Here is a 26160-nt window from a genome sequence, read left to right on the forward strand (position 1 = left end):
TTAGTAGTAACCTACAAAGTTAAGATAGAATCCTTTAAAGCGATAATCTTGTCGTGTTAAGTCATCACTGAAGTCAGTAAAGTTATAACCAAAACCGATACGGAAATTTTCAGTAATATCCTTATCTATTCCGATCAAGAAACCGCTCTTCGTTCCCCCATCCTTCACTTTTAACATACGATATTCTGCTAATACGTGCCACTTCTTCACTAAATCATAACGTACTTGTGCTGCGGCAAAAAGTGCTGAACTATCAAACCATGTATTATTCAGATAATGATAGCGGGTTTCACCTTTACGATAAGCAACTTTTGCACCAAACTCCCACTCTGCATTATGTTTATATACCCCTTCTAACGAGAAGATATGAGATTTTTGGTCATAATCCATCCCATAATAATTCGTATCATAACCACTGCCTGAGCCAACTTGTGCAACATTCGCATCATTCACAAAATAATTATAACGACCAAAAACTGCCCACTTATTATTATCCCATGGACGATATGCAAATCCTATCGCACTATCGATAAAACGTGTATCTTTGCTACTATCTAAAGTATCATATGATTTAGAGTAATTGAATTTCCCTTGAAATCTCAGACTATCATCAAATTTATAAGAGATTCGATTCGTCGTTAACCACTGTTTTCTTGTTGTCTCAGAACCTTTATCTCGACGATATTCTAATTTTGAACTCAGCTCTATAATTTCATTTGTCTTAGAGATACTCGCACTAACGGCATTTCGTTTTGTGATGTCATCGGCGTCTTCAATCATCTGCCGCTTTAATCTCGATTGCTGGAAAGTCACATTCGTACTCCAACCATCACCTAAGGTATAATCAGCCCCTATTGTATTTGCAATCCCTCGTTCATTACCTGATTTAAGGCTCTGCACTTCATTGAAAATATTTAAACGATCTGTTAAACGCCAGCGCTGACCTACGGTCAAACCATTTTGATTATTATCAAATACTGAATCATAGTCAGATTTTGAATTCGCAAAGGTGTAATTGGCATAAACTGTATGATCGCTACTCAATTTATGCTCAACACCAGCTAAGATACTATGCCCACGAGTACCTGTTGTACCTTCTAAATTCACCGATGAATTATCACCATAAAAATAACGGAAGCCTGCTGTTACAGAGTTATTCTTCTCATATTTCTTATTGTCATCATCTATTGTCAACTGCCCTGTTGTATACAACTCTAAGTTAGGTGTTGCAAACCAACTGTAACGTACCGCAGCTAAACGACCTGTGGCTTTCTCTTCTCCCACTTTTGTCGTTACTTGCTTCACTTCTCCAGTTAACGTCGAGTTATTTTCAAAACGTTGCTCTAGTGAGATTTGAGATTGGGTATATTCATTATCACTAGCTGATCCTGTGCTCTCTCTTTTAGCAACACTATGACGTATATAAGCGATCAGATTATCTGTAATTTCTGCTGAAACTTCGGCACCATACTCCTCTACGCCACCTAAATTACTACTATAACCATTTGAGAAGCCTTTTTTCGTCTTCTTATACCATGCTCCAGTCTGTACATCTCGCTCCGTAACACCTTGTTCACGAAGATTAACACGACCCTCCACAGCATAAGCTTCTCCTTTATTAGGCCCATCTGCAGATAGCTCTCCTACCTGATTGAAGGATAAACCACCATCATTCGAAAGATAGCTTGGGACACCTTGATTTCTAGTATGGGTGTATTCGGCTCGCAAATAGGTTCCGTTACCTGCTTTTAAAATTGTATCAAAGCCCTGTAATTCGTAAGAACTCTGCCCTCCTTGACGCTCATCCACATAAGTCACACCAACGGCTAAATGGTCATTTAACCAATATTGGCCTCGACCACCTCTCGTTATATCCTTCGGATCAAACCCCGTAGGAACGTACTCATAATCAACTAAAAGATATTGTTCATAACCTCGAAGAGGACCTTCCGAAATAATACTTGGATTATATTGCCCCACAATTTGTAATAACGGACGTGATAAAATTAGACGCCCTTGCGTTGCATCAAACTCATAATCAACACCTCGTTCAAGCGAGATTAGAGCTTGCGTTAATCCCGTTGTAGGGTCAATCACTTTGACTTGTACTTTATCTGATCCCGGTAATACGCGAGTATGGCGTAAATAGTAGAGGCTTCCCCCTGTACCTAAAAATTCACTATGTCCAGGCATCGATTGTGCTTGAGAACCAAAAACACGCAACGTTCCCTTTGTATCACCATAAATTGTATTGGCATTTGTCCGAAGATCAACCGCCCCACCGTAAAGTGAACGAGAGTAAGTCCCAAACTCTGTGCCCGTAATTCCCGTGTTGTAATTTCCCCAAAGTGCTTGGTTTTTATCCCAATCTACCCGTGCATAGAAGCGCCCCATAGTATCCACATCACGATAAACACTTGAGTCATCACCATAAGTAGGATAATAAAGATCAGGATCTAATGCCCTAAAGACATCTTCCGGATAAGCTCGACCAAAGCCACTAAAAAGGTGCTTAATCTCCTTTTCCTTCGTATCTGCATGAGCCGTAATGGTATAACGACCCTTCAATCGACTCTTCAGATAGAAAGCTAAACGGCCATCTGCCAAAATATCAGAGCTCTGTGGATTACCATCAGCATCAACTTTTATGGCATCCTGACCTGGACCACTCACATTGCGTTGATAAAGCGTCACATCCGCAATCCCCACCATGAAGAAGGAATCTCCTGTGATATCAGTCTCTAAAGTGCGATTGATTTTACGGCCATTCGTATTTGCAACCTCAACATCAAACTGTTGCTGACCTAGAGGCACAAGGAAATCTGCTTCAAATTTTCGATCACGGTCTACAGGATACGATTCTCCATTAATATAAACACTCCCTTCAGGCACATTACTTCCTTGGATTCTCACCCGTGCCCCAACAAAAGGGATGTTTTGTCGGTAAAGATCATTGGAGCCCACAACATCATCAATCAATGACTCCGTCAGAGCCTCATCTTGAGATAAAAACTGCCCCTCAAGGCGAGAGATAGAATCACGAATCTCTACATTGCCACGCTCATCCTCTTCCGGCGTTACAAGACGAATCTCTTTTGAATAAGTTTCATCAAAATGCCCTTCATTATCATAAGCACGTACAATATAACGGATATTGTCATTCAACCTAAACTGATAATTTGATGGTAATTCCCCATTCCAATTGACAGAGGTAATCGCTTTCACATCTACCGGTATAACCGCTATTGGTGCTACTAAATCTACATCATTACCTCTAAATAACAAGATCTCGTATTTAGAGACAAAAGCAGAATAGTTAGAGCGAACATGGAATTCCACCGGCTTTGTAATTTGACCATTATAAAATGGTACATAACTCGGTGCCGATACAGAGAGCTCAGCGCTCCCCATATTCGGATTCTCCGTCAGCCAAATCATCCCGTTATTTGGCAAGGAGATAATTTTATCTCCTATTGCCTTTGTCGGTTGACGTTTCACATTAAAGAGCATTTCACCACCATCAGCTGCACAAACAACTGATCCCTCACATCCTAATACACTGTCAGGATACGCAGTTCCCTCTGCTCTGATTTGGGACGTTGCAACTACTGGAGTTGCAAAGCCCGCTAGGATCATAAGGAGTCTTAAGTCAAGAAGTTTCATACGCGTTTTCATTTATTTGCCCTCCACTTCTTGAGACTCACTTCCAACAATAATCTGATTCTCATTGGTTAGCCTGTCATTTAATAGTTTCTGTAAATACTCTTCACGTTTTTCTGACAACGCTCCAAGTGCCTCGGCAGTAATCGTGACTTCGCGAATCTCATTCTCTTCAATCAACTGAACCATTTGCGGGATATACCGCTCATATTCAGCTTTAATCTGAGCTTTTCCTTTCACAAACATCGCTTCACTGACCTCTAAGATTGACTCCTCTGGTAACTGCAACGCGAAGTCAAATCGTGTTGGCAATCCTGGAGTTATTCGTCTTACAAGCGGATTCGGTGTTACAAACGTTACGCCCTCAGGTAGAGATGAAACATCTACTTTCAGGATGAAGTTACGTCCGCGCTCCCATTTTCCACCTTTGATGTCTGTCAAGTGATAACGTCCGAATTGGTCAGTTGTAATAATCAATCCTTCAGCACTTGCAATCCGCGCTCCAGGGATACCTGGCTCACCAGGATCTTGCATTCCATTACCATTACGGTCATGGTAAACAGTACCGATGATTAAGCTATCATCAAAGAGTGGGTCGCTATCTTCAACAGTCAACACTAACGATGCTTTGTTAGAGATTGCTGTGACTGTAGCTGCAGTTGTCAAGGCTGCTCGACTCAACTTCGTATTTTCCGTCATAAAGGCTTCACTATAGATCGTATTTGTGCCTGATTTAATTCCAGCCCCTGCACGAATCACAAAGTTAATCACTAATGGATCACTATCGGTATTAGCCGTACTAATCGATAGGTTCGTAAGATCAATCGGAGAATTACCCGACACACCCATTGGACTACCATTAGAGACTTTCGCTGAATCAGCCACATAACTAAATCCTACTGGCAATGTATTCAAAAGATTGAAGTTTGTTACATTTGTATCTTCAACATTTGCGATTCTCGCTTGGATCATCACAACATCACCTACTTTCACCGTACTCACGGAAGAAGTTAAGCTTACTTTTAACCACACATTGCCCGGTTGAATCTCAATAGTGACAACTTTCTCACCCGCCGCTGTTCCGTCTGGATTTTTACCTTTCACAACAACTTCACCTTTACCTGCTTGATATGGCGCTTTTGTTGGAATGTCATATCCACCATCAGGATTCTTATTCAACGGTCCTGTTACAGTGCCATCAGGTGATTTCACAGTGAAGGTACCATCTCCATTATCTGTGACAACTGTTTCCTCACCTCCCGGCATCACTACCGTAATAGTTGTACCTGCTTCAGGGTTCACTAAGTTACCATTCTCATCTTTTGGTACTACGCTCACTATTACCTCTTCACCCTCTACAGGATTTTCAGGGTTAATCGTGACATCAGAGTTACCAAGATCTAAGCCTCCAGGGACAGTTTCAACTTCTACAACTTTCTCACCTGCATCAGAACCATCTGGGTTTTTACCTGTTACAGTAATTTGGCCTTTTCCTGATTCTGTTGGAGCTTTAGTTGGGACGTCATAACCGCCATCTGGGTTCTTATTGAATGGCCCTGTCACATTACCGTCTGGATCTTTTACTGTATAAGTACCATCACCATTATCAGTAACTGTCGTCTCCTTACCATCTGGCATTGTGACTGTAATTTCAGTTCCTGCACCTGGATTTGCAACGTTTCCGTTCTCATCTTTTGGTACAACACTGATTACTACATCACCGCCTGCTACTGGTGGATTTGGCTTAATTGTGACATCTGAGTTACCTAGATCTACACCGCCTGGAACCGTTTCAACTTCTACAACTTTCTCACCTGCATCAGAACCATCTGGGTTTTTACCATTAATAGTAATCTCACCTTTACCTGATTCTGTTGGTGCTTTAGTGGGAACGTCATAGCCGCCATCTGGGTTCTTATTGAATGGCCCTGTCACATTACCTTCTGGATCTTTTACTGTATAAGTACCATCACCATTATCAGTAACTGTCGTCTCCTTACCATCTGGCATTGTGACTGTAATTTCAGTTCCTGCGCCTGGATTTGTAACGTTTCCGTTCTCATCTTTTGGTACAACACTGACTACTACATCACCGCCTGCTACTGGTGGATTTGGCTTAATTGTGACATCTGAGTTACCAAGATCTACACCGCCCGGAACCGTTTCAACTTCTACAACTTTCTCACCTGCATCAGAACCATCTGGTTTTTTACCATTAATAGTAATCTCACCTTTACCTGATTCTGTTGGCGCTTTCGTGGGAATGTCATAGCCGCCATCTGGGTTCTTAGGCTTAGTTTCTCCATTTGGCAACGTGTACGTACCATCACCATTGTCAACAATTGTCGTCTCCTTACCATCTGGCATTGTGACCGTGATTTCAGTTCCTGGACCTGGATTTGCAACGTTTCCATTCTCATCTTTTGGTACAACACTGATTACTACATCACCGCCTGCTACTGGTGGATTTGGCTCAATTGTGACATCTGAGTTACCAAGGTCTAATGCACCAGGAATATAAGTGATACTTACATTACTTTGCGTGCTGTTTGTACCATTGAATGCAAAGTTGAAGTAATCTGTTCCCGTTGTAGTAGAAGTCACAGTAAAGACATATTTTCCATCAGTCGTGCCTGTAATTTCTAAACTTTCAGGATTCACCGCTCCTAGTTTTGAACCTGTTTGTAACAAGGTCACAACATCACTACTATTTACCACAGGGTTATTTTGCGCATCACGTAATGTCACCGTAATAGTCGCTGTATCTTCACCATCTGCGGTAATACGTGGCTTATCAACCTCAATTGTTGAGTTATCTTGGCTGATTTCACCTGCCGTATAGTTCATTGTCACCGCTTTATTCGGGATTAATGAACCATTGTAGAGGATGCCGACATTCGCATCAGATCCAACTTTCGTTGAGCTCACAGTTGTACTGTACTCACCTGTAGTTGCATTGAACGCGAGTAATTGTGAACTTGCTTTACCAAAACTTAAGCCCGGTAACATCACTTGACCATTATTCGCCATGACAACGTTGCCATTTTGATCCTTAAGAACCACTTTGACGTAGATAACATCACTGCCGTTAGCCTTAATAGTCGCTTCATTGCTCCAGCTACTATTGTCAACGCTCACTACGTACTCACTGTTTTCAAGTACGATTGGGCCTGCAATATAGTTCACGGTTGCAATATTTGCACTTAACTCACCCGCAAATGTGAAGCTCACCTCATCAGCACGATTTTCCACAGTAATATTCGCTGGTGAAGTAACCGTTGCACTATAAGTACCATCTCCATTAGGCGTTGTATCACCAATTGCACCAAGCGCTGTACCATTAATGACGATCACAACTTCTTCTGTGTTCGTACTAATGATATTGCCCTCATTATCACGAAGTGTCACTTTCACCTCTGTTGTCGCAACACCATCTGCAACCACTGGGTTTGTTAATACTTCGATCGTACTTTCGGTAATACTAACATCACCTAATGTGAACTCAACCGTTGCTGTAGCCGCTGCTTGACCGACGTTACTCACTGCAAAACTAATAGTTTCTACTTTTGCAACTTGTGAACTAATTTCAGCTGTGTAACGACCATTTCCAGCATAGACAGGAGACTTCACAACCGTTGCATTGCCTAAACCTGTGAGGTTAATCGCATTCGCAATTGGGCTTGTTAAGGCATTTCCAAATTGATCTTTCAACTGAATTGTGACAACGGATGTTTCTGTACCATCTGCTTTCACAGGACTTGTTGCATCAATCGTTGATTTTGCAAGATCTAATGGACCTGGGACAACTTCATATGGCTTGTTCGTAGAACCACTTGGGTTTCCTTCCGGATCTTTCGATGTGATCTCAAGAGCTGGATTATCTGTCCCTGCTGTTTCTGGAACATTCACCACTGCAGTATAGCTACCATCTGCATTTGGACCGGTTGCTTCAACAGGATTACCTGTGACTGGATCTGTCACCCAAATGGTTTCGCCATCTTCTAGCTCAATTGGGTTACCATCCTCATCTCTCGGATTTACTGTAACAACAACTTGATCTCCTGCCGTTGGTTTCTCAGGGTTCAAGGTCACATCAGAGTTACCTAAATCAAGGTTTTTCACTTTGTTATAGGTAATCGTTTGTGTTTGACCACTTTGTAAACTATCCACAGTGAAGCTTAAAGTATCCGTACCGGCTTTCGTTGAGGTGATTGTACCTGTATAGATACCACCTGCCGCACGAATCAATGGATTACTACCTTCTAAGATACCTGTATTAGAAACACCACCATTAATATGAAGTGTACCTAAGTTAAGGCCTGTTAAAGTCACCACTGTATCGGCTGTATATGGATTACCTTCCATATCAACAAGCGTCACCGTTACCGTTGCTGCTGCTTCACCATCTGCATCAATTGCATTTGGTTTGATTTCAAAGCTTGAACCTGCAAGATCAAGGCCTGCGTTGCGATAAGAGACTGATGCATTCGACGCTGATGGTTCACCTGCAATCGTGAATGAAACTGTATCATCCCCTTCAACAGTTGAAGTGATCGACGTACTTAACGTACCGTTACCATTATCGACTAGACCACCATCTGCAACTGTACCATGCTCAAGACCTGCTAATACGATATCACCTACGTTGCTTGGTGATTTCTCAAGATTATTACCAAACTCATCTCTTAAGGTAATCACAACATCCGCTTTCGCTGTACCATCTGCTTTAATGATGGCAGGCGATACATTGATCGTACCAATAGTCGATTGTTTTGGATCTGCAACATCAAGCGCATGATAAGTGACTGTCGTGCTCTTCGCGCTGCTTTCACCTAAGATTGTGAAGGTAAAGGTATCTGTACCTGATTTCGTTGAAGAAACGGTTGCACTATAAGTACCATTACCATTATCGGTGGTTGTACTTAATGTTCCAACATGTGCTCCTTGCGCACGAATCACAACGACATCACCAATACTCTCCTCGATGACATTACCCGACGCATCCACTAAGTGAACCGTAATAGTCGAGGTAATATCTCCACGGCTAACATTAATCTCTTTTGGATCCGCAGTAATTGATGATGTCAAGAGACTTGCACCTGATGCGATAAACGTAATGTCTTTCGTATCAGTACCTGCTTCTCCATCTAACGTAAAGCCCACAGTATAAGTGTCTGCGATGATTGACGATACCGTACCTTCATAACGTGAATTTGTATCGTTATAAGTTAATGTAATCGCTTTACCATCTTTATCACTAATACCGGTCAAGACTACAACACCTTGGTTACCTGCTACAACGTTACCTTGCGCATCTCTCAATGTCACGGTCACGAATGAGCTTGCTGAACCATTAGCTGGAATATCTGTTTGTGGTGTTGCTTCTAACGTTGATTTCGTTAAGTCAACATCACCCGCTGTATATTCAAGCACCGCCGTATCATTAGCTGTTACACCATTCAATGCAAAGCCAATACTATCTTGACCTACTTTCGTTGAGGTTACTGTCGCTGTATAAACACCGTTATCAAACGTTACACCACTCGCAGCACCTAATGTAATACCCGTTAAGGTCACAGTTCCACGATCTGCTGTAATGTTATTACCAAAGGCATCTTTCAATTGAACAGTGACAGTGGCTTCAGTTGTACCATCTGCTGCAATTGCCGCTGGGTTTACAGTAATCTCTGATTTCTCATAGCTTACTGGACCTGCAACATAACGCACATCGCTTGTTGCCTCGCCGGCGACTGCATCAGCACCTACTGTGTAACCAATTGTATCAGTACCTGTTACCGTTGAAGTTAACGATGCAGTATAACGACCTTCTCCTAAGTATGTGAATGTTGTGCTATTGCCACTATTCACTGTACCGATTTGATCGCCTACAAACGTCATCTCAACTGGTGACATGTCACTTGTTAACACATTACCGTTTGCATCTTTCAACGTCACAATCGCTGTGGCTACTTCACGACCATTCGCTGTAATTGAACTTGGCGCAACGACTAATGTTGATTGCGAAGGATCAAACTCACCCATTGTATATTCTACAACTGCTGTATCCGCTGCTTTCGCACCCTCATAAGTGAAGCCAAATCTATCTGTACCCACTTTCGTTGAGCTCACTGTTGCTGTATAGCCTGTATCACCCGCTACTAATGTACCGATTGCTTGACCTTCAACTGTGATTACAACAGTACCTTCCGCATTCTCAACAGCTGTACCTTCATAGTCTCTCAACGTTACCGTCAAGGTTGAAGTGGTTGTACCATCTGCTGTAATAACTTCTGGATCAGCTACAATTGTCGATTTAGCAAGATTCACCACTCCTTTTGCAAAATCTTTATAGGTAATTGTCGCTTCTTTACCAGTCGCAGCTTCACCATTTACAGTAAATGTCACTGTATCGGTTCCTTCTGTGTAATCTTTGCTGATTACATCAAAAGTATAGAGGCCTGTTACTGTATTGAAACGTTGGCTACGGATTGTACCGTGCGTTAATCCTTCTAACGCAACTTCAGCACGTCCTGTCACCGTATTACCAAATTGATCTTTCAACTCAACAGTCACGATTGATGCTTCTTGCTCAGCAATCGCTTCGGCTTTATTGATCGCAATTTCACTTGGAACCGCTGTAATGGTTGATTGTGTTAAATCAATCGCACCGGCAGTATAAGTGACTGTTACAAGGTTTGGACTCGCTGAACCATCAACGGCGTAGTAGAACGTATCTGTGCCTACTTTCGTTGAGCTTACTGTTACTTTATAAGTGCCTGTTGATTCATCAATCGATACCGCACTGATCTTATCTGCAATCGCTGCATCCACGGTACCTACTGTTACTGCGTAAGCATCGCTTGCAGGAATCACATTACCATTCACATCTTTCAATGTAATTGTTAATGTCGATTGATTATCACCTTCACTCACAACGATTGTCGCTGGTGCCGCTACGAAGCTTGATTGGTTAAGGTCAACATTACCGGTTGTATAAGTAATAGTCGCCGTAGGTTTATCTGATTCTAAACCACCTACTTCACCATTTACTTCAAAACCAATTGTGTCTGAGCCTGCTTTTGTTGACGTAATATCAACTACAAACTGACCGTTCGCAATATAGCTTGCTGTCACTTTACCACTTGTCGCTAACACTCCATCTGCCACTAACACATTCGTTAATTGAACAGTGGTTGCGCTACCGCCTTGCGTTGTTAAGTTATTACCAAATTGATCTTTTAACTGAACAGTAACACGCGATTTACTTGTACCATCCGCTAAGATTTCAATCGGCTGCGCTTCAATCGTTGAATGTGCTGCACTTGCTGCGCCTGGGGTATAACGTACTTGTGCTTCCACAGTCGCTTTTTTACCTGCAATTTCAACAGTAAAGCTATCAGTTGCCGCTTTGGTCGATGAAACCGTTGCAACAATATTGCCACTTTCATCAATCGCGCTAGCACTTAAGCTTCTTGCATCACCGGCACCATCTTGAGAAACTACAATCGTAGCTCCTAAATCTTCAGTGGCCACTATGACATTATTAAACTTATCTCGTAACGTCGCTGTGATCGTTGACTGAACACCACCATCACTAACACTAATCGCCGCAGGATTTGCAACAATCAAGGTATTAGTAAGCTCGACATCGCCTGCTACATAGCTTAAGTCAACTGTATTACCACCCACTGCACTATTAATCTCAAAACCAATCGTATCCGCAGTTTCAGATGCTTTTGTTGAGTTAATATAGGCTGTGAATGTACCGTCACCGTTATTAGTCATGCGTGCTGCAGGCGTTGAATTACCTGTTGTCACACCCGTTAAGGTCACAACATAATCATTACCATTTGCATCTACACCTGTAGTGATCGGATTGCCTGCTTCATCTTTCAATGTCACAACAACTGTTGCACGCTCTTCACCGTCGGCTTTAATTGTGACTGGTTTAACATCACCATTAATAGTTAATTCACTATGCTCTGCTGATGCCGATCCTGCCACATATGTTAAGCTCGCTGTATTGGTGCTTTCACGTGCTTCTGTTTTGTAACCAAAGATATCGGTACCAACTACGCCCTCTTTCGAAGTGACTGTGAATACATAGGTACCATCTTCATTATCAATCGATTTAGGACCTACAACATTCTCATCACCCACTAAGTAGCCACCTGATTTAGAGACAAGCTCTAATCCGTTGTAACCCACTAATGGCGCACCATTTGCATAGCGTAACACGACTGTTACATCTGCTGTTGATGTTCCATCTGCATTGATTTGCGTTGGGCTTACAACAATCGATGATCTATTAGGGTCAAAGTTACCACCGTCATTTGAGTAAGTTACGTCCACACCACTTTGCGTGCTGTTTGTGCCATTGAATGCAAAGTTGAAGTGATCTGTTCCTGGTTTGCCAGAAGTCACAGTAAAGACATATTTCCCATCAGTCGTGCCTGTAATTTCTAAACTTTCAGGATTCACCGCTCCTAGCTCTGCACCTGTTTGTAACAAGGTCACAACATCACTACTACTTACCACAAGGTTATTTTGCGCATCACGTAATGTCACCGTAATAGTCGCTGTATCTTCACCATCTGCGGTAATACGTGGCTTATCAACCTCAATTGTTGAGTTATCTTGGCTGATTTCACCTGCCGTATAGTTCATTGTCACCGCTTTATTCGGAATTAATGAACCATTGTAGAGGATGCCGACATTCGCATCAGATCCAACTTTCGTTGAGCTCACAGTTGTACTGTACTCACCTGTGGTTGCATTGAACGCGAGTAATTGTGAACTTGCTTTACCAAAACTTAAGCCCGGTAACATCACTTGACCATTATTCGCCATGACAACGTTGCCATTTTGATCCTTAAGAACCACTTTGACGTAGATAACATCACTGCCGTTAGCCTTAATAGTCGCTTCATTGCTCCAGCTACTATTGTCAACGCTCACCACGTACTCACTGTTTTCAAGTACGATTGGGCCTGCAATATAGTTCACGGTTGCAATATTTGCACTTAACTCACCCGCAAATGTGAAGCTCACCTCATCAGCACGATTTTCCACAGTAATATTCGCCGGTGAAGTAACCGTTGCACTATAAGTACCATCTCCATTAGGCGTTGTATCACCAATTGCACCAAGCGCTGTACCATTAATGACGATCACAACTTCTTCTGTGTTCGTACTAATGATATTGCCCTCATTATCACGAAGTGTCACTTTCACCTCTGTTGTCGCAACACCATCTGCAACCACTGGGTTTGTTAATACTTCGATCGTACTTTCAGTAACACTCACTGCACCTAAGGTGAACTCAACCGTTGCTGTAGCTTCTGCTTGACCGACGTTACTCACTGCAAAACTAATAGTCTCTACTTTTGCAACTTGTGAACTAATTTCAGCTGTGTAACGACCATTTCCAGCATAGACAGGAGACTTCACAACCGTTGCATTGCCTAAACCTGTGAGGTTAATCGCATTCGCAATTGGGCTTGTTAAGGCATTTCCAAATTGATCTTTCAACTGAATTGTGACAACGGATGTTTCTGTACCATCTGCTTTCACAGGACTTGTTGCATCAATCGTTGATTTTGCAAGATCTAATGGACCTGGGACAACTTCATATGGCTTGTTCGTAGAACCACTTGGGTTTCCTTCCGGATCTTTCGATGTGATCTCAAGAGCTGGATTATCTGTCCCTGCTGTTTCTGGAACATTCACCACTGCAGTATAGCTACCATCTGCATTTGGACCGGTTGCTTCAACAGGATTACCTGTGACTGGATCTGTCACCCAAATGGTTTCGCCATCTTCTAGCTCAATTGGGTTACCATCCTCATCTTTCGGATTTACTGTAACAACAACTTGATCTCCTGCCGTTGGTTTCTCAGGGTTCAAGGTCACATCAGAGTTACCTAAATCAAGGTTTTTCACTTTGTTATAGGTAATCGTTTGTGTTTGACCACTTTGTAAACTATCCACAGTGAAGCTTAAAGTATCCGTACCGGCTTTCGTTGAGGTGATTGTACCTGTATAGATACCACCTACCGCACGAATCAATGGATTACTACCTTCTAAGATACCTGTATTAGAAACACCACCATTAATATGAAGTGTACCTAAGTTAAGGCCTGTTAAAGTCACCACTGTATCGGCTGTATATGGATTACCTTCCATATCAACAAGCGTCACCGTTACCGTTGCTGCTGCTTCACCATCTGCATCAATTGCATTTGGTTCTACTATAAAGCTTGAACCTGCAAGATCAAGACCTGCGTTGCGATAAGAGACTGATGCATTCGACGCTGATGGTTCACCTGCAATCGTGAATGAAACTGTATCATCCCCTTCAACAGTTGAAGTGATCGACGTACTTAACGTACCGTTACCATTATCGACTAGACCACCATCTGCAACTGTACCATGCTCAAGACCTGCTAATACGATATCGCCTACGTTGCTTGGTGATTTCTCAAGATTATTACCAAACTCATCTCTTAAGGTAATCACAACATCCGCTTTCGCTGTACCATCTGCTTTAATGATGGCAGGCGATACATTGATCGTACCAATAGTCGATTGTTTTGGATCTGCCACATCAAGCGCATGATAAGTGACTGTCGTGCTCTTCGCGCTGCTTTCACCTAAGATTGTGAAGGTAAAGGTATCTGTACCTGATTTCGTTGAAGAAACAGTTGCACTATAAGTACCATTACCATTATCGGTGGTTGTACTTAATGTTCCAACATGTGCTCCTTGCGCACGAATCACAACGACATCACCAATACTCTCCTCGATGACATTACCCGACGCATCCACTAAGTGAACCGTAATAGTCGAGGTAATATCGCCACGGCTAACATTAATCTCTTTTGGATCCGCAGTAATTGATGATGTCAAGAGACTTGCACCTGATGCGATAAACGTAATGTCTTTCGTATCAGTACCTGCTTCTCCATCTAACGTAAAGCCCACAGTATAAGTGTCTGCGATGATTGACGATACCGTACCTTCATAACGTGAATTTGTATCGTTATAAGTTAATGTAATCGCTTTACCATCTTTATCACTAATACCGGTCAAGACTACAACACCTTGGTTACCTGCTACAACGTTACCTTGCGCATCTCTCAATGTCACGGTCACGAATGAGCTTGCTGAACCATTAGCTGGAATATCTGTTTGTGGTGTTGCTTCTAACGTTGATTTCGTTAAGTCAACATCACCCGCTGTATATTCAAGCACCGCCGTATCATTAGCTGTTACACCATTCAATGCAAAGCCAATACTATCTTGACCTACTTTCGTTGAGGTTACTGTCGCTGTATAAACACCGTTATCAAACGTTACACCACTCGCAGCACCTAATGTAATACCCGTTAAGGTCACAGTTCCACGATCTGCTGTAATGTTATTACCAAAGGCATCTTTCAATTGAACAGTGACAGTGGCTTCAGTTGTACCATCTGCTGCAATTGCCGCTGGGTTTACAGTAATCTCTGATTTCTCATAGCTTACTGGACCTGCAACATAACGCACATCGCTTGTTGCCTCGCCGGCGACTGCATCAGCACCTACTGTGTAACCAATTGTATCAGTACCTGTTACCGTTGAAGTTAACGATGCAGTATAACGACCTTCTCCTAAGTATGTGAATGTTGTGCTATTGCCACTATTCACTGTACCGATTTGATCGCCTACAAACGTCATCTCAACTGGTGACATGTCACTTGTTAACACATTACCGTTTGCATCTTTCAACGTCACAATCGCTGTGGCTACTTCACGACCATTCGCTGTAATTGAACTTGGCGCAACGACTAATGTTGATTGCGAAGGATCAAACTCACCCATTGTATATTCTACAACTGCTGTATCCGCTGCTTTCGCACCCTCATAAGTGAAGCCAAATCTATCTGTACCCACTTTCGTTGAGCTCACTGTTGCTGTATAGCCTGTATCACCCGCTACTAATGTACCGATTGCTTGACCTTCAACTGTGATTACAACAGTACCTTCCGCATTCTCAACAGCTGTACCTTCATAGTCTCTCAACGTTACCGTCAAGGTTGAAGTGGTTGTACCATCTGCTGTAATAACTTCTGGATCAGCTACAATTGTCGATTTAGCAAGATTCACCACTCCTTTTGCAAAATCTTTATAGGTAATTGTCGCTTCTTTACCAGTCGCAGCTTCACCATTTACAGTAAATGTCACTGTATCGGTTCCTTCTGTGTAATCTTTGCTGATTACATCAAAAGTATAGAGGCCTGTTACTGTATTGAAACGTTGGCTACGGATTGTACCGTGCGTTAATCCTTCTAACGCAACTTCAGCACGTCCTGTCACCGTATTACCAAATTGATCTTTCAACTCAACAGTCACGATTGATGCTTCTTGCTCAGCAATCGCTTCGGCTTTATTGATCGCAATTTCACTTGGAACCGCTGTAATGGTTGATTGTGTTAAATCAATCGCACCGGCAGTATAAGTGACTGTTACAAGGTTTGGACTCGCTGAACCATCAACGGCGTAGTAGAACGTATCTGTGCCTACTTTCGTTGAGCTTACTGTTACTTTATAAGTGCCTGTTGATTCATCAATCGATACCGCACTGATCTTATCTGCAATCGCTGCATCCACGGTACCTACTGTTACTGCGTAAGCATCGCTTGCAGGAATCACATTACCATTCACATCTTTCAATGTAATTGTTAATGTCGATTGATTATCACCTTCACTCACAACGATTGTCGCTGGTGCCGCTACGAAGCTTGATTGGTTAAGGTCAACATTACCGGTTGTATAAGTAATAGTCGCCGTAGGTTTATCTGATTCTAAACCACCTACTTCACCATTTACTTCAAAACCAATTGTGTCTGAGCCTGCTTTTGTTGACGTAATATCAACTACAAACTGACCGTTCGCAATATAGCTTGCTGTCACTTTACCACTTGTCGCTAACACTCCATCTGCCACTAACACATTCGTTAATTGAACAGTGGTTGCGCTACCGCCTTGCGTTGTTAAGTTATTACCAAATTGATCTTTTAACTGAACAGTAACACGCGATTTACTTGTACCATCCGCTAAGATTTCAATCGGCTGCGCTTCAATCGTTGAATGTGCTGCACTTGCTGCGCCTGGGGTATAACGTACTTGTGCTTCCACAGTCGCTTTTTTACCTGCAATTTCAACAGTAAAGCTATCAGTTGCCGCTTTGGTCGATGAAACCGTTGCAACAATATTGCCACTTTCATCAATCGCGCTAGCACTTAAGCTTCTTGCATCACCGGCACCATCTTGAGAAACTACAATCGTAGCTCCTAAATCTTCAGTGGCCACTATGACATTATTAAACTTATCTCGTAACGTCGCTGTGATCGTTGACTGAACACCACCATCACTAACACTAATCGCCGCAGGATTTGCAACAATCAAGGTATTAGTAAGCTCGACATCGCCTGCTACATAGCTTAAGTCAACTGTATTACCACCCACTGCACTATTAATCTCAAAACCAATCGTATCCGCAGTTTCAGATGCTTTTGTTGAGTTAATATAGGCTGTGAATGTACCGTCACCGTTATTAGTCATGCGTGCTGCAGGCGTTGAATTACCTGTTGTCACACCCGTTAAGGTCACAACATAATCATTACCATTTGCATCTACACCTGTAGTGATCGGATTGCCTGCTTCATCTTTCAATGTCACAACAACTGTTGCACGCTCTTCACCGTCGGCTTTAATTGTGACTGGTTTAACATCACCATTAATAGTTAATTCACTATGCTCTGCTGATGCCGATCCTGCCACATATGTTAAGCTCGCTGTATTGGTGCTTTCACGTGCTTCTGTTTTGTAACCAAAGATATCGGTACCAACCACGCCCTCTTTCGAAGTGACTGTGAATACATAGGTACCATCTTCATTATCAATAGACGCTGGGCCTACAACATTTGCATCACCCACTAAGTAGCCACCTGATTTAGAGACAAGCTCTAATCCGTTGTAACCCACTAATGGCGCACCATTTGCATAGCGTAACACGACTGTTACATCTGCTGTTGATGTTCCATCTGCATTAATCTCTGTTGGGCTTACAACAATCGATGATCTATTAGGGTCAAAGTTACCGTTACCTGCCGTATAGTTCAACGTCACAGTATCGGTACCTTTCGTGCTTGTTGTCTCAAAGCCGATTGTATCTTTAAGATTTGCTACGGCACTACCTTTCGCAACTACTGTGAAGGTATAACTTCCATCACCATTACCAGTTGCGGTCGATGCCGTACCGTTATCAACGCCATTTAATACAAGACTTGTTACACCAATTACTGGTTTGCCTGACTCATATTTAAGCATTACTGTGATAGTCGCTGCATCCGTACCATCTGCAAGAATATCCGCTGTTTCACCATTCTCAGGTGTCATTTCTGAACGGATCACAATCGTTGATTGTGTCGGATCAAAGATATCGCCACCGGTTGTATAGTTCAACGTAACAGTATCTGAGCCTTTCGTACTTGTTGTTTCAAAGCCAATCGTATCGGTCGCTACTTTATTATTCGCTGATACCACCGTGAAAGTATACGTACCATCTTGATTATCTTTCATAGGCGAGACTGTACCGTTATCAACACCATTTAATACAAGACTTTCCGCACCAATCACTGGCGCACCTGACTCATATTTAAGTGTTACTGTCACGGTCGCTGCATCGATACCATCTGCAAGAATATCCGCTGTTTCACCATTCTCAGGTGTCATTTCTGAACGAATCACAATCGTTGATCTTGTTGGATCAAAGATATCGCCACCCGTTGTATAGTTCAACGTAACAGTATCTGAGCCTTTCGTACTTGTTGTTTCAAAGCCAATCGTATCGGTCGCTACTTTATTATTTGCTGATACCACCGTGAAAGTATACGTACCATCTTGATTATCTTTCATAGGCGAGACTGTACCGTTATCAACACCATTTAATACAAGACTTTCCGCACCAATCACTGGCGCACCTGACTCATATTTCAACGTTACTGTCACGGTCGCTGCATCCGTACCATCTGCAAGAATATCCGCTGTTTCACCATTCTCAGGTGTCATTTCTGAACGAATCACAATCGTTGATCTTGTTGGATCAAAGATATCGCCACCCGTTGTATAGTTCAACGTAACAGTATCTGAACCTTTCGTACTTGTTGTTTCAAAGCCAATCGTATCGGTCGCTACTTTATTATTCGCTGATACCACCGTGAAAGTATACGTACCATCTTGATTATCTTTCATAGGCGAGACTGTACCGTTATCAACACCATTTAATACAAGACTTTCCGCACCAATCACTGGCGCACCTGACTCATATTTAAGTGTTACTGTCACGGTCGCTGCATCGATACCATCTGCAAGAATATCCGCTGTTTCACCATTCTCAGGTGTCATTTCTGAACGAATCACAATCGTTGATCTTGTTGGATCAAAGATATCGCCACCCGTTGTATAGTTCAACGTAACAGTATCTGAGCCTTTCGTACTTGTTGTTTCAAAGCCAATCGTGTCGGTCGCTACTTTATTATTCGCTGATACCACCGTGAAAGTATACGTACCATCTTGATTATCTTTCATAGGCGAGACTGTACCGTTATCAACACCATTTAATACAAGACTTTCCGCACCAATCACTGGCGCACCTGACTCATATTTAAGTGTTACTGTCACGGTCGCTGCATCGATACCATCTGCAAGAATATCCGCTGTTTCACCATTCTCAGGTGTCATTTCTGAACGAATCACAATCGTTGATCTTGTTGGATCAAAGATATCGCCACCCGTTGTATAGTTCAACGTAACAGTATCTGAGCCTTTCGTACTTGTTGTTTCAAAGCCAATCGTGTCGGTCGCTACTTTATTATTCGCTGATACCACCGTGAAAGTATACGTACCATCTTGATTATCTTTCATAGGCGAGACTGTACCGTTATCAACACCATTTAATACAAGACTTTCCGCACCAATCACTGGCGCACCTGACTCATATTTAAGTGTTACTGTCACGGTCGCTGCATCGATACCATCTGCAAGAATATCCGCTGTTTCACCATTCTCAGGTGTCATTTCTGAACGAATCACAATCGTTGATCTTGTTGGATCAAAGATATCGCCACCCGTTGTATAGTTCAATGTAACAGTATCGGCACCCACTGTTCCATCAGTTCTAAAGCCAATGGTATCAGTCGCAACTTTGTTCTCTTTTGAGACTACTGTGAACGTATAAGTACCATCTTGATTATCTTTCACAGGCGAGACTGTACCGTTATCAACACCATTTAATACGAGACTTTCCGCACCAATCACTGGCGCACCTGACTCATATTTAAGTGTTACTGTCACGGTCGCTACATCGATACCATCTGCAAGAATATCCGCTGTTTCACCATTCTCAGGTGTCATTTCTGAACGAATCACAATCGTTGATCTTGTTGGATCAAAGATATCGCCACCCGTTGTATAGTTCAACGTAACAGTATCTGAGCCTTTCGTACTTGTTGTTTCAAAGCCAATCGTATCGGTCGCTACTTTATTATTCGCTGATACCACTGTGAAAGTATACGTACCATCTTGATTATCTTTCACAGGCGAGACTGTACCGTTATCAACACCATTTAATACGAGACTTTCCGCCCCAATCACTGGTGCACCTGACTCATATTTCAACGTTACTGTCACGGTCGCTGCATCCGTACCATCTGCAAGAATATCCGCTGTTTCACCATTCTCAGGTGTCATTTCTGAACGAATCACAATCGTTGATCTTGTTGGATCAAAGATATCGCCACCCGTTGTATAGTTCAACGTAACAGTATCTGAACCTTTCGTACTTGTTGTTTCAAAGCCAATCGTATCGGTCGCTACTTTATTATTCGCTGATACCACCGTGAAAGTATACGTACCATCTTGATTATCTTTCATAGGCGAGACTGTACCGTTATCAACACCATTTAATACAAGACTTTCCGCACCAATCACTGGCGCACCTGACTCATATTTAAGTGTTACTGTCACGGTCGCTGCATCGATACCATCTGCAAGAATATCCGCTGTTTCACCATTCTCAGGTGTCATTTCTGAACGAATCACAATCGTTGATCTTGTTGGATCAAAGATATCGCCACCCGTTGTATAGTTCAACGTAACAGTATCTGAGCCTTTCGTACTTGTTGTTTCAAAGCCAATCGTGTCGGTCGCTACTTTATTATTCGCTGATACCACCGTGAAAGTATACGTACCATCTTGATTATCTTTCATAGGCGAGACTGTACCGTTATCAACACCATTTAATACAAGACTTTCCGCACCAATCACTGGCGCACCTGACTCATATTTAAGTGTTACTGTCACGGTCGCTGCATCGATACCATCTGCAAGAATATCCGCTGTTTCACCATTCTCAGGTGTCATTTCTGAACGAATCACAATCGTTGATCTTGTTGGATCAAAGATATCGCCACCCGTTGTATAGTTCAACGTAACAGTATCTGAGCCTTTCGTACTTGTTGTTTCAAAGCCAATCGTATCGGTCGCTACTTTATTATTCGCTGATACCACCGTGAAAGTATACGTACCATCTTGATTATCTTTCACAGGCGAGACTGTGCCGTTATCAACACCATTTAATACGAGGCTTTCCGCACCAATCACTGGTGCACCTGACTCATATTTAAGTGTTACTGTCACGGTCGCTGCATCGATACCATCTGCAAGAATATCCGCTGTATCACCATTCTCAGGTGTCATTTCTGAACGAATCACAATCGTTGATCTTGTTGGATCAAAGATATCGCCACCAGTTGTATAGTTCAACGTAACAGTATCTGAGCCTTTCGTACTTGTTGTTTCAAAGCCAATCGTGTCGGTCGCTACTTTATTATTCGCTGATACCACCGTGAAAGTATACGTACCATCTTGATTATCTTTCACTGGCGAGACTGTGCCGTTATCAACACCATTTAATACGAGGCTTTCCGCACCAATCACTGGTGCACCTGACTCATATTTAAGTGTTACTGTCACGGTCGCTGCATCGATACCATCTGCAAGAATATCCGCTGTATCACCATTCTCAGGTGTCATTTCTGAACGAATCACAATCGTTGATCTTGTTGGATCAAAGATATCGCCACCAGTTGTATAGTTCAACGTAACAGTATCTGAGCCTTTCGTACTTGTTGTTTCAAAGCCAATCGTGTCGGTCGCTACTTTATTATTCGCTGATACCACCGTGAAAGTATACGTACCATCTTGATTATCTTTCACTGGCGACACTGTACCGTTATCAACACCATTTAATACAAGGCTTTCTGCACCCGTCATAGGAACACCTGACTTATATTTAAGTGTTACTGTCACGGTCGCTGCATCGATACCATCTGCAAGAATATCCGCTGTTTCACCATTCTCAGGTGTCATTTCTGAACGAATCACAATCGTTGATCTTGTTGGATCAAACGCATCGCCACCTGTGGTGTACGTTAAATCAACGCTATTAGTTCCCGTCGTACTAGATGTTCTATAACCAAACGTATCCTTACCAACAACACTTTCAGATCGAACGGTAAATGTATATGTGCCATCACCATTATCTTTAGCCTGGTTATTATTATCGATTTGACCGATTAAAGTCTCACCATCGTTAAATGGAATCAATGTAAGCGTTGTCGCACCAATAACTGGAGCACCTGATTCATATTTAAGCGTTACAGTAATTGTCGCAAACTCTTCACCATCTGCAACGATCTCTGTTTTATCGATCGCAATACTTGATTGCTCAGGATCAAAGATATCCCCACCAGTAGTATATTCAACTACATCTGTCTTCGTTGAAGTCGTACCATTTAAAGCAAATGCAAAGAGATCATCACCTAATAACAATGAAGTTACTTCGAATGTATAGATACCTGTACCTTCACCTGTTTCACCCTTCGGAGTCACATCACCAATAAGATCAGCTTGCCCCTCTTTCTTACTAACAAGAGTTAATTCATTGATACCTAAACCTGAAAGTGGCGTATCTGTCCCTTCATGCTTCAATGTTACTGTCACAATTGATTTATCACTACCGTCAGCTGTAATTGATTTTGGATTGGTTACAATTGTAGATTTACCATCATCAAAAACCGCATTCTCGAGTGTATATTCAATTGGTGCCGGTGTTACTGAAGGAGTTGTTCCTGTTGACCCTACAACTTCAAAACCAACATCCTCTTTTCCAGGAAGAATAGAACTAATAGTCGTTTTATAACTTCCATCCTCTCCCATTACAAGATTTTGAGATTGCGCTGCACTTCCTATCACAAGACCTGTTAAATTCACAGACCCCACGTTACTAGTAATAATATTCTCATTTGCATCACGGAGAATAATTGTAACTTCAGCGGTTTCCACACCATTTGCTAAGATTTTATCTGGAGTAATAGTAATCGATGAATGACTACCATCTACCGCACCTGCTACATATTCAACCGATGCAGTATCAGTACCTTTCGCTCCATCAAACGTAAACTCAAATGTATCTGTTTTCGCAACAGTAGATCTCACAGTCGCTGTATATGTACCATCACCTACAGGAGTAACAGCACTTACACTTACACCTTCCGTCACTTCTTGCGGAGAGATTACAACTGTAGCTTTAATAGCCTCAGGGTATTTACTTGGATCTACAATATTGCCTTCCGCATCCATTAAGGTCACTGTTAAGATCGATTCTTCAACACCATCCGCTGTAATAGTTGGCTTTGAAGCGACAATTGTAGATTTACCCGCATCAGGTTCCCCTGAATAGTAAGTTACATTAGTCAATTTATTGTCCGGCGTCACACTATTCACAGCAAAAGTGAATTTATCCGTACCCGCCACTTTTGAACTCACCGTCAAAGTGAATGCACCATTGCCTATATGAGTCATCTCTCCCGATACAGGATTCATAACCCCTACATGCTCACCTACAAATGAGAGATCCACGGTATAAGGCTGTTTAGTTGTCGGATCAATATTGTCCGCAAGATTATTGCCGTTTGAATCTTTCAACTGTACCGTAATGGTTGAAATAGCCGTTCCATCCGCCAAAATACGACGAGGAGTTGCTGTAATCGTTGAAATAGACGGATCCGCTGAGCCAGCTGTATAAGTAATTGTCGCTTTACCTTTCGGATTATCGGCAGATGGAGCGTCATTATCAACTGTGAAACTTAATGTCTCACTTCCCGCAACTATTGAAGTAATAACCCCTGTATAAAGACCATTACCTTTGAAAGTTAATTGTGGATTATCGATCTTACCGATATTTAACCCAGTTAAAACCACATTAACAGCAGCACCATCTTCAGTGTCATTACCAAATTTATCTTTCAACTGAACTGTAACGGTTGATATTGCATTACCATTCGCTTCAATTGAAGCAGGGTTAACACTAATCTCGGACGTACTTAAATCATATTTACCTGGCTTATAAGTTACTGTCGTTTGAGATTTAGATCGATCGCCTCCCGCTAAAGTAAAGCTCAAAGTATCAGTCCCTGACGTCGTCGATTTCACTCGACCCTCATAACGCCCATTCCCAATAAACGTCATATCTGCAGCAACTTCACCTAGATCTAAACCAACGAGAACAACTAAGCCATTATCTGTTGGAACAATATTTCCCTTTGCATCTCGAAGCTGCACGACAATTAAAGAAGTCGCCACACCATCTGCATCAATTGTATTAGGTTGAGCACTAATTGTAGACTGATCTATATCCACTTCACCTGCTGTATATGTCAATTCTGCAGTTTGATCACCAGAACCAACACCATCGATAGTAAAGCCTATATGATCTGTTCCCGTTTTAGTCGATGCCACTTTACCAATATATTTACCAGCACCTGCATACTGCATAGAACCCACTAAGCCAGCACCCGCTCTGAAGCCATTTAGACTCACGGTTCCCACATTAGTAGTGATGTCATTATCAAATGCATCTTTAAATTGCACGGTAATTGTACTTTGCTCTGTACCATCTGCAACAATCGAATCAGGATCAGCTACAATCGTAGTTTTGTCTAGACTAATAGGCCCTGCAGTATAAGTTAAGGCTGCTTTAGCACCACTATTTATACTTGTACCTACCTGATAATTTAACTGGTCTGTTCCACTATTAATTGACTTCACTCGTAACTCATAACGACCATTACCCATATAAGCGAAGTTTAAACTTTCACTCGCTTCTGCTGATTTACCAAAAACTAATGAGTCTGCTACAAGAGATACAGTCTCCTCAAGCGCACGATCTAAATTATTATCATATTTATCTCGCAATTGCACTGTGACAAGCGCTGTTTGTACATCATTCGCTACAATAGATGTTGGGTTTACGCTAATCGTTGATTTTGAGAAATCATAATCTCCCGCAACATATTTGAGGGTCTCTTTGCCCGTTGCAGCAGAACCATCAATCGTAAATCCGATATTATCTTCACCTGTTTTATTTGAGATAATCGTACCAGTATAAACATTCCCTTCTTTTACTAATGCTGAGACTAACTGTCCATTATCTAAGCCTGTTAATGCGATAGTAAGATCATCGCTTACCGCATTACCATTCTTATCCACAATAGTAATTGTTACTACCGAAGAATCGTTCATATCTGCTGTAATTTCAGGCTTACTCAAGGTAATTGTCGAGGTATTTAAATCATACCCACCTGAACGATAAGTTAATACCGCTGTCGCTTTCGAACCTGTTGCTTCTGTTCCATTTAAGGTGAAACCAATTGTATCAGCACCTTCTGTTGTAGACGTAAGCGTTCCTGAGAAAGTCCCAGTCTCTCCGCCATCATAGGTTAAAGTAATGTTTCCTTCTGTTGCTATAAGCACACCTTTTAAGACAACCGCTGCACCATTACCATTACTAATTAATTTATTACCATTAATATCACGTAACGTTACTGTCACAGTCGAAGGCGTTTCTCCATCTGCTGTGATAACGGCTGGTTGTACTGCTATTTCTGATGTTGTCGCAGAAGCTGCACCAGGCAGATAGGTCACTGAATCCGTTGAAGTCGATTTCGCTCCTGATACTGTAAACCCAAAACTCTCAACTCCAGCTTTTATCGAAGTTACTGTCGCGCTATAGGTTCCATCATTGTTATCTGTAATTGCAGAAATAACACCTAATACTGGATTGCTCTCACTGACAATACGAACAATATCCCCGGCACTTGCTGTTAAATCATTATTATTTGCATCTCGTAACTGTACCGTTAAGGTAGATGTGACTGTTCCATCTGCTAAAATCTCTTTCGGATCTGCCGTAATCACAGAGTTTGCAGCTACTGCTGAGCCAGCTGTATAGGTCACGGCTACATCTGTAATGTTCGCTTGAACACCATCTAAAGAGAAGTCAAAATGATCTACGCCAGATTTATTTGAGCTTACACGTGCAGTATAAGTACCATT

Annotated in this window: 2 protein-coding genes (1 of these 2 cut by a window edge); both read right to left on the bottom strand. The window is 42.1% G+C overall.

Features of this window, described 5'->3' with window-relative positions; translation table 11 throughout:
* Positions 1-3675, bottom strand: coding sequence for a hypothetical protein (locus WMO13_RS07035; RefSeq protein ID WP_026878446.1), 3675 nt, complete (start codon positions 3673-3675; stop codon positions 1-3).
* Positions 3676-26160, bottom strand: the 3' portion of a protein-coding gene (locus WMO13_RS07040) for an Ig-like domain-containing protein (protein WP_342386825.1). It continues 5850 nt past the right edge of the window; the window shows 22485 of its 28335 coding nt (coding positions 5851-28335); the start codon falls outside the window, past its right edge; its stop codon occupies positions 3676-3678.

Origin of the sequence: Ignatzschineria larvae DSM 13226 (assembly GCF_038500265.1) — a bacterium.
Taxonomy (GTDB): domain Bacteria; phylum Pseudomonadota; class Gammaproteobacteria; order Cardiobacteriales; family Wohlfahrtiimonadaceae; genus Ignatzschineria; species Ignatzschineria larvae.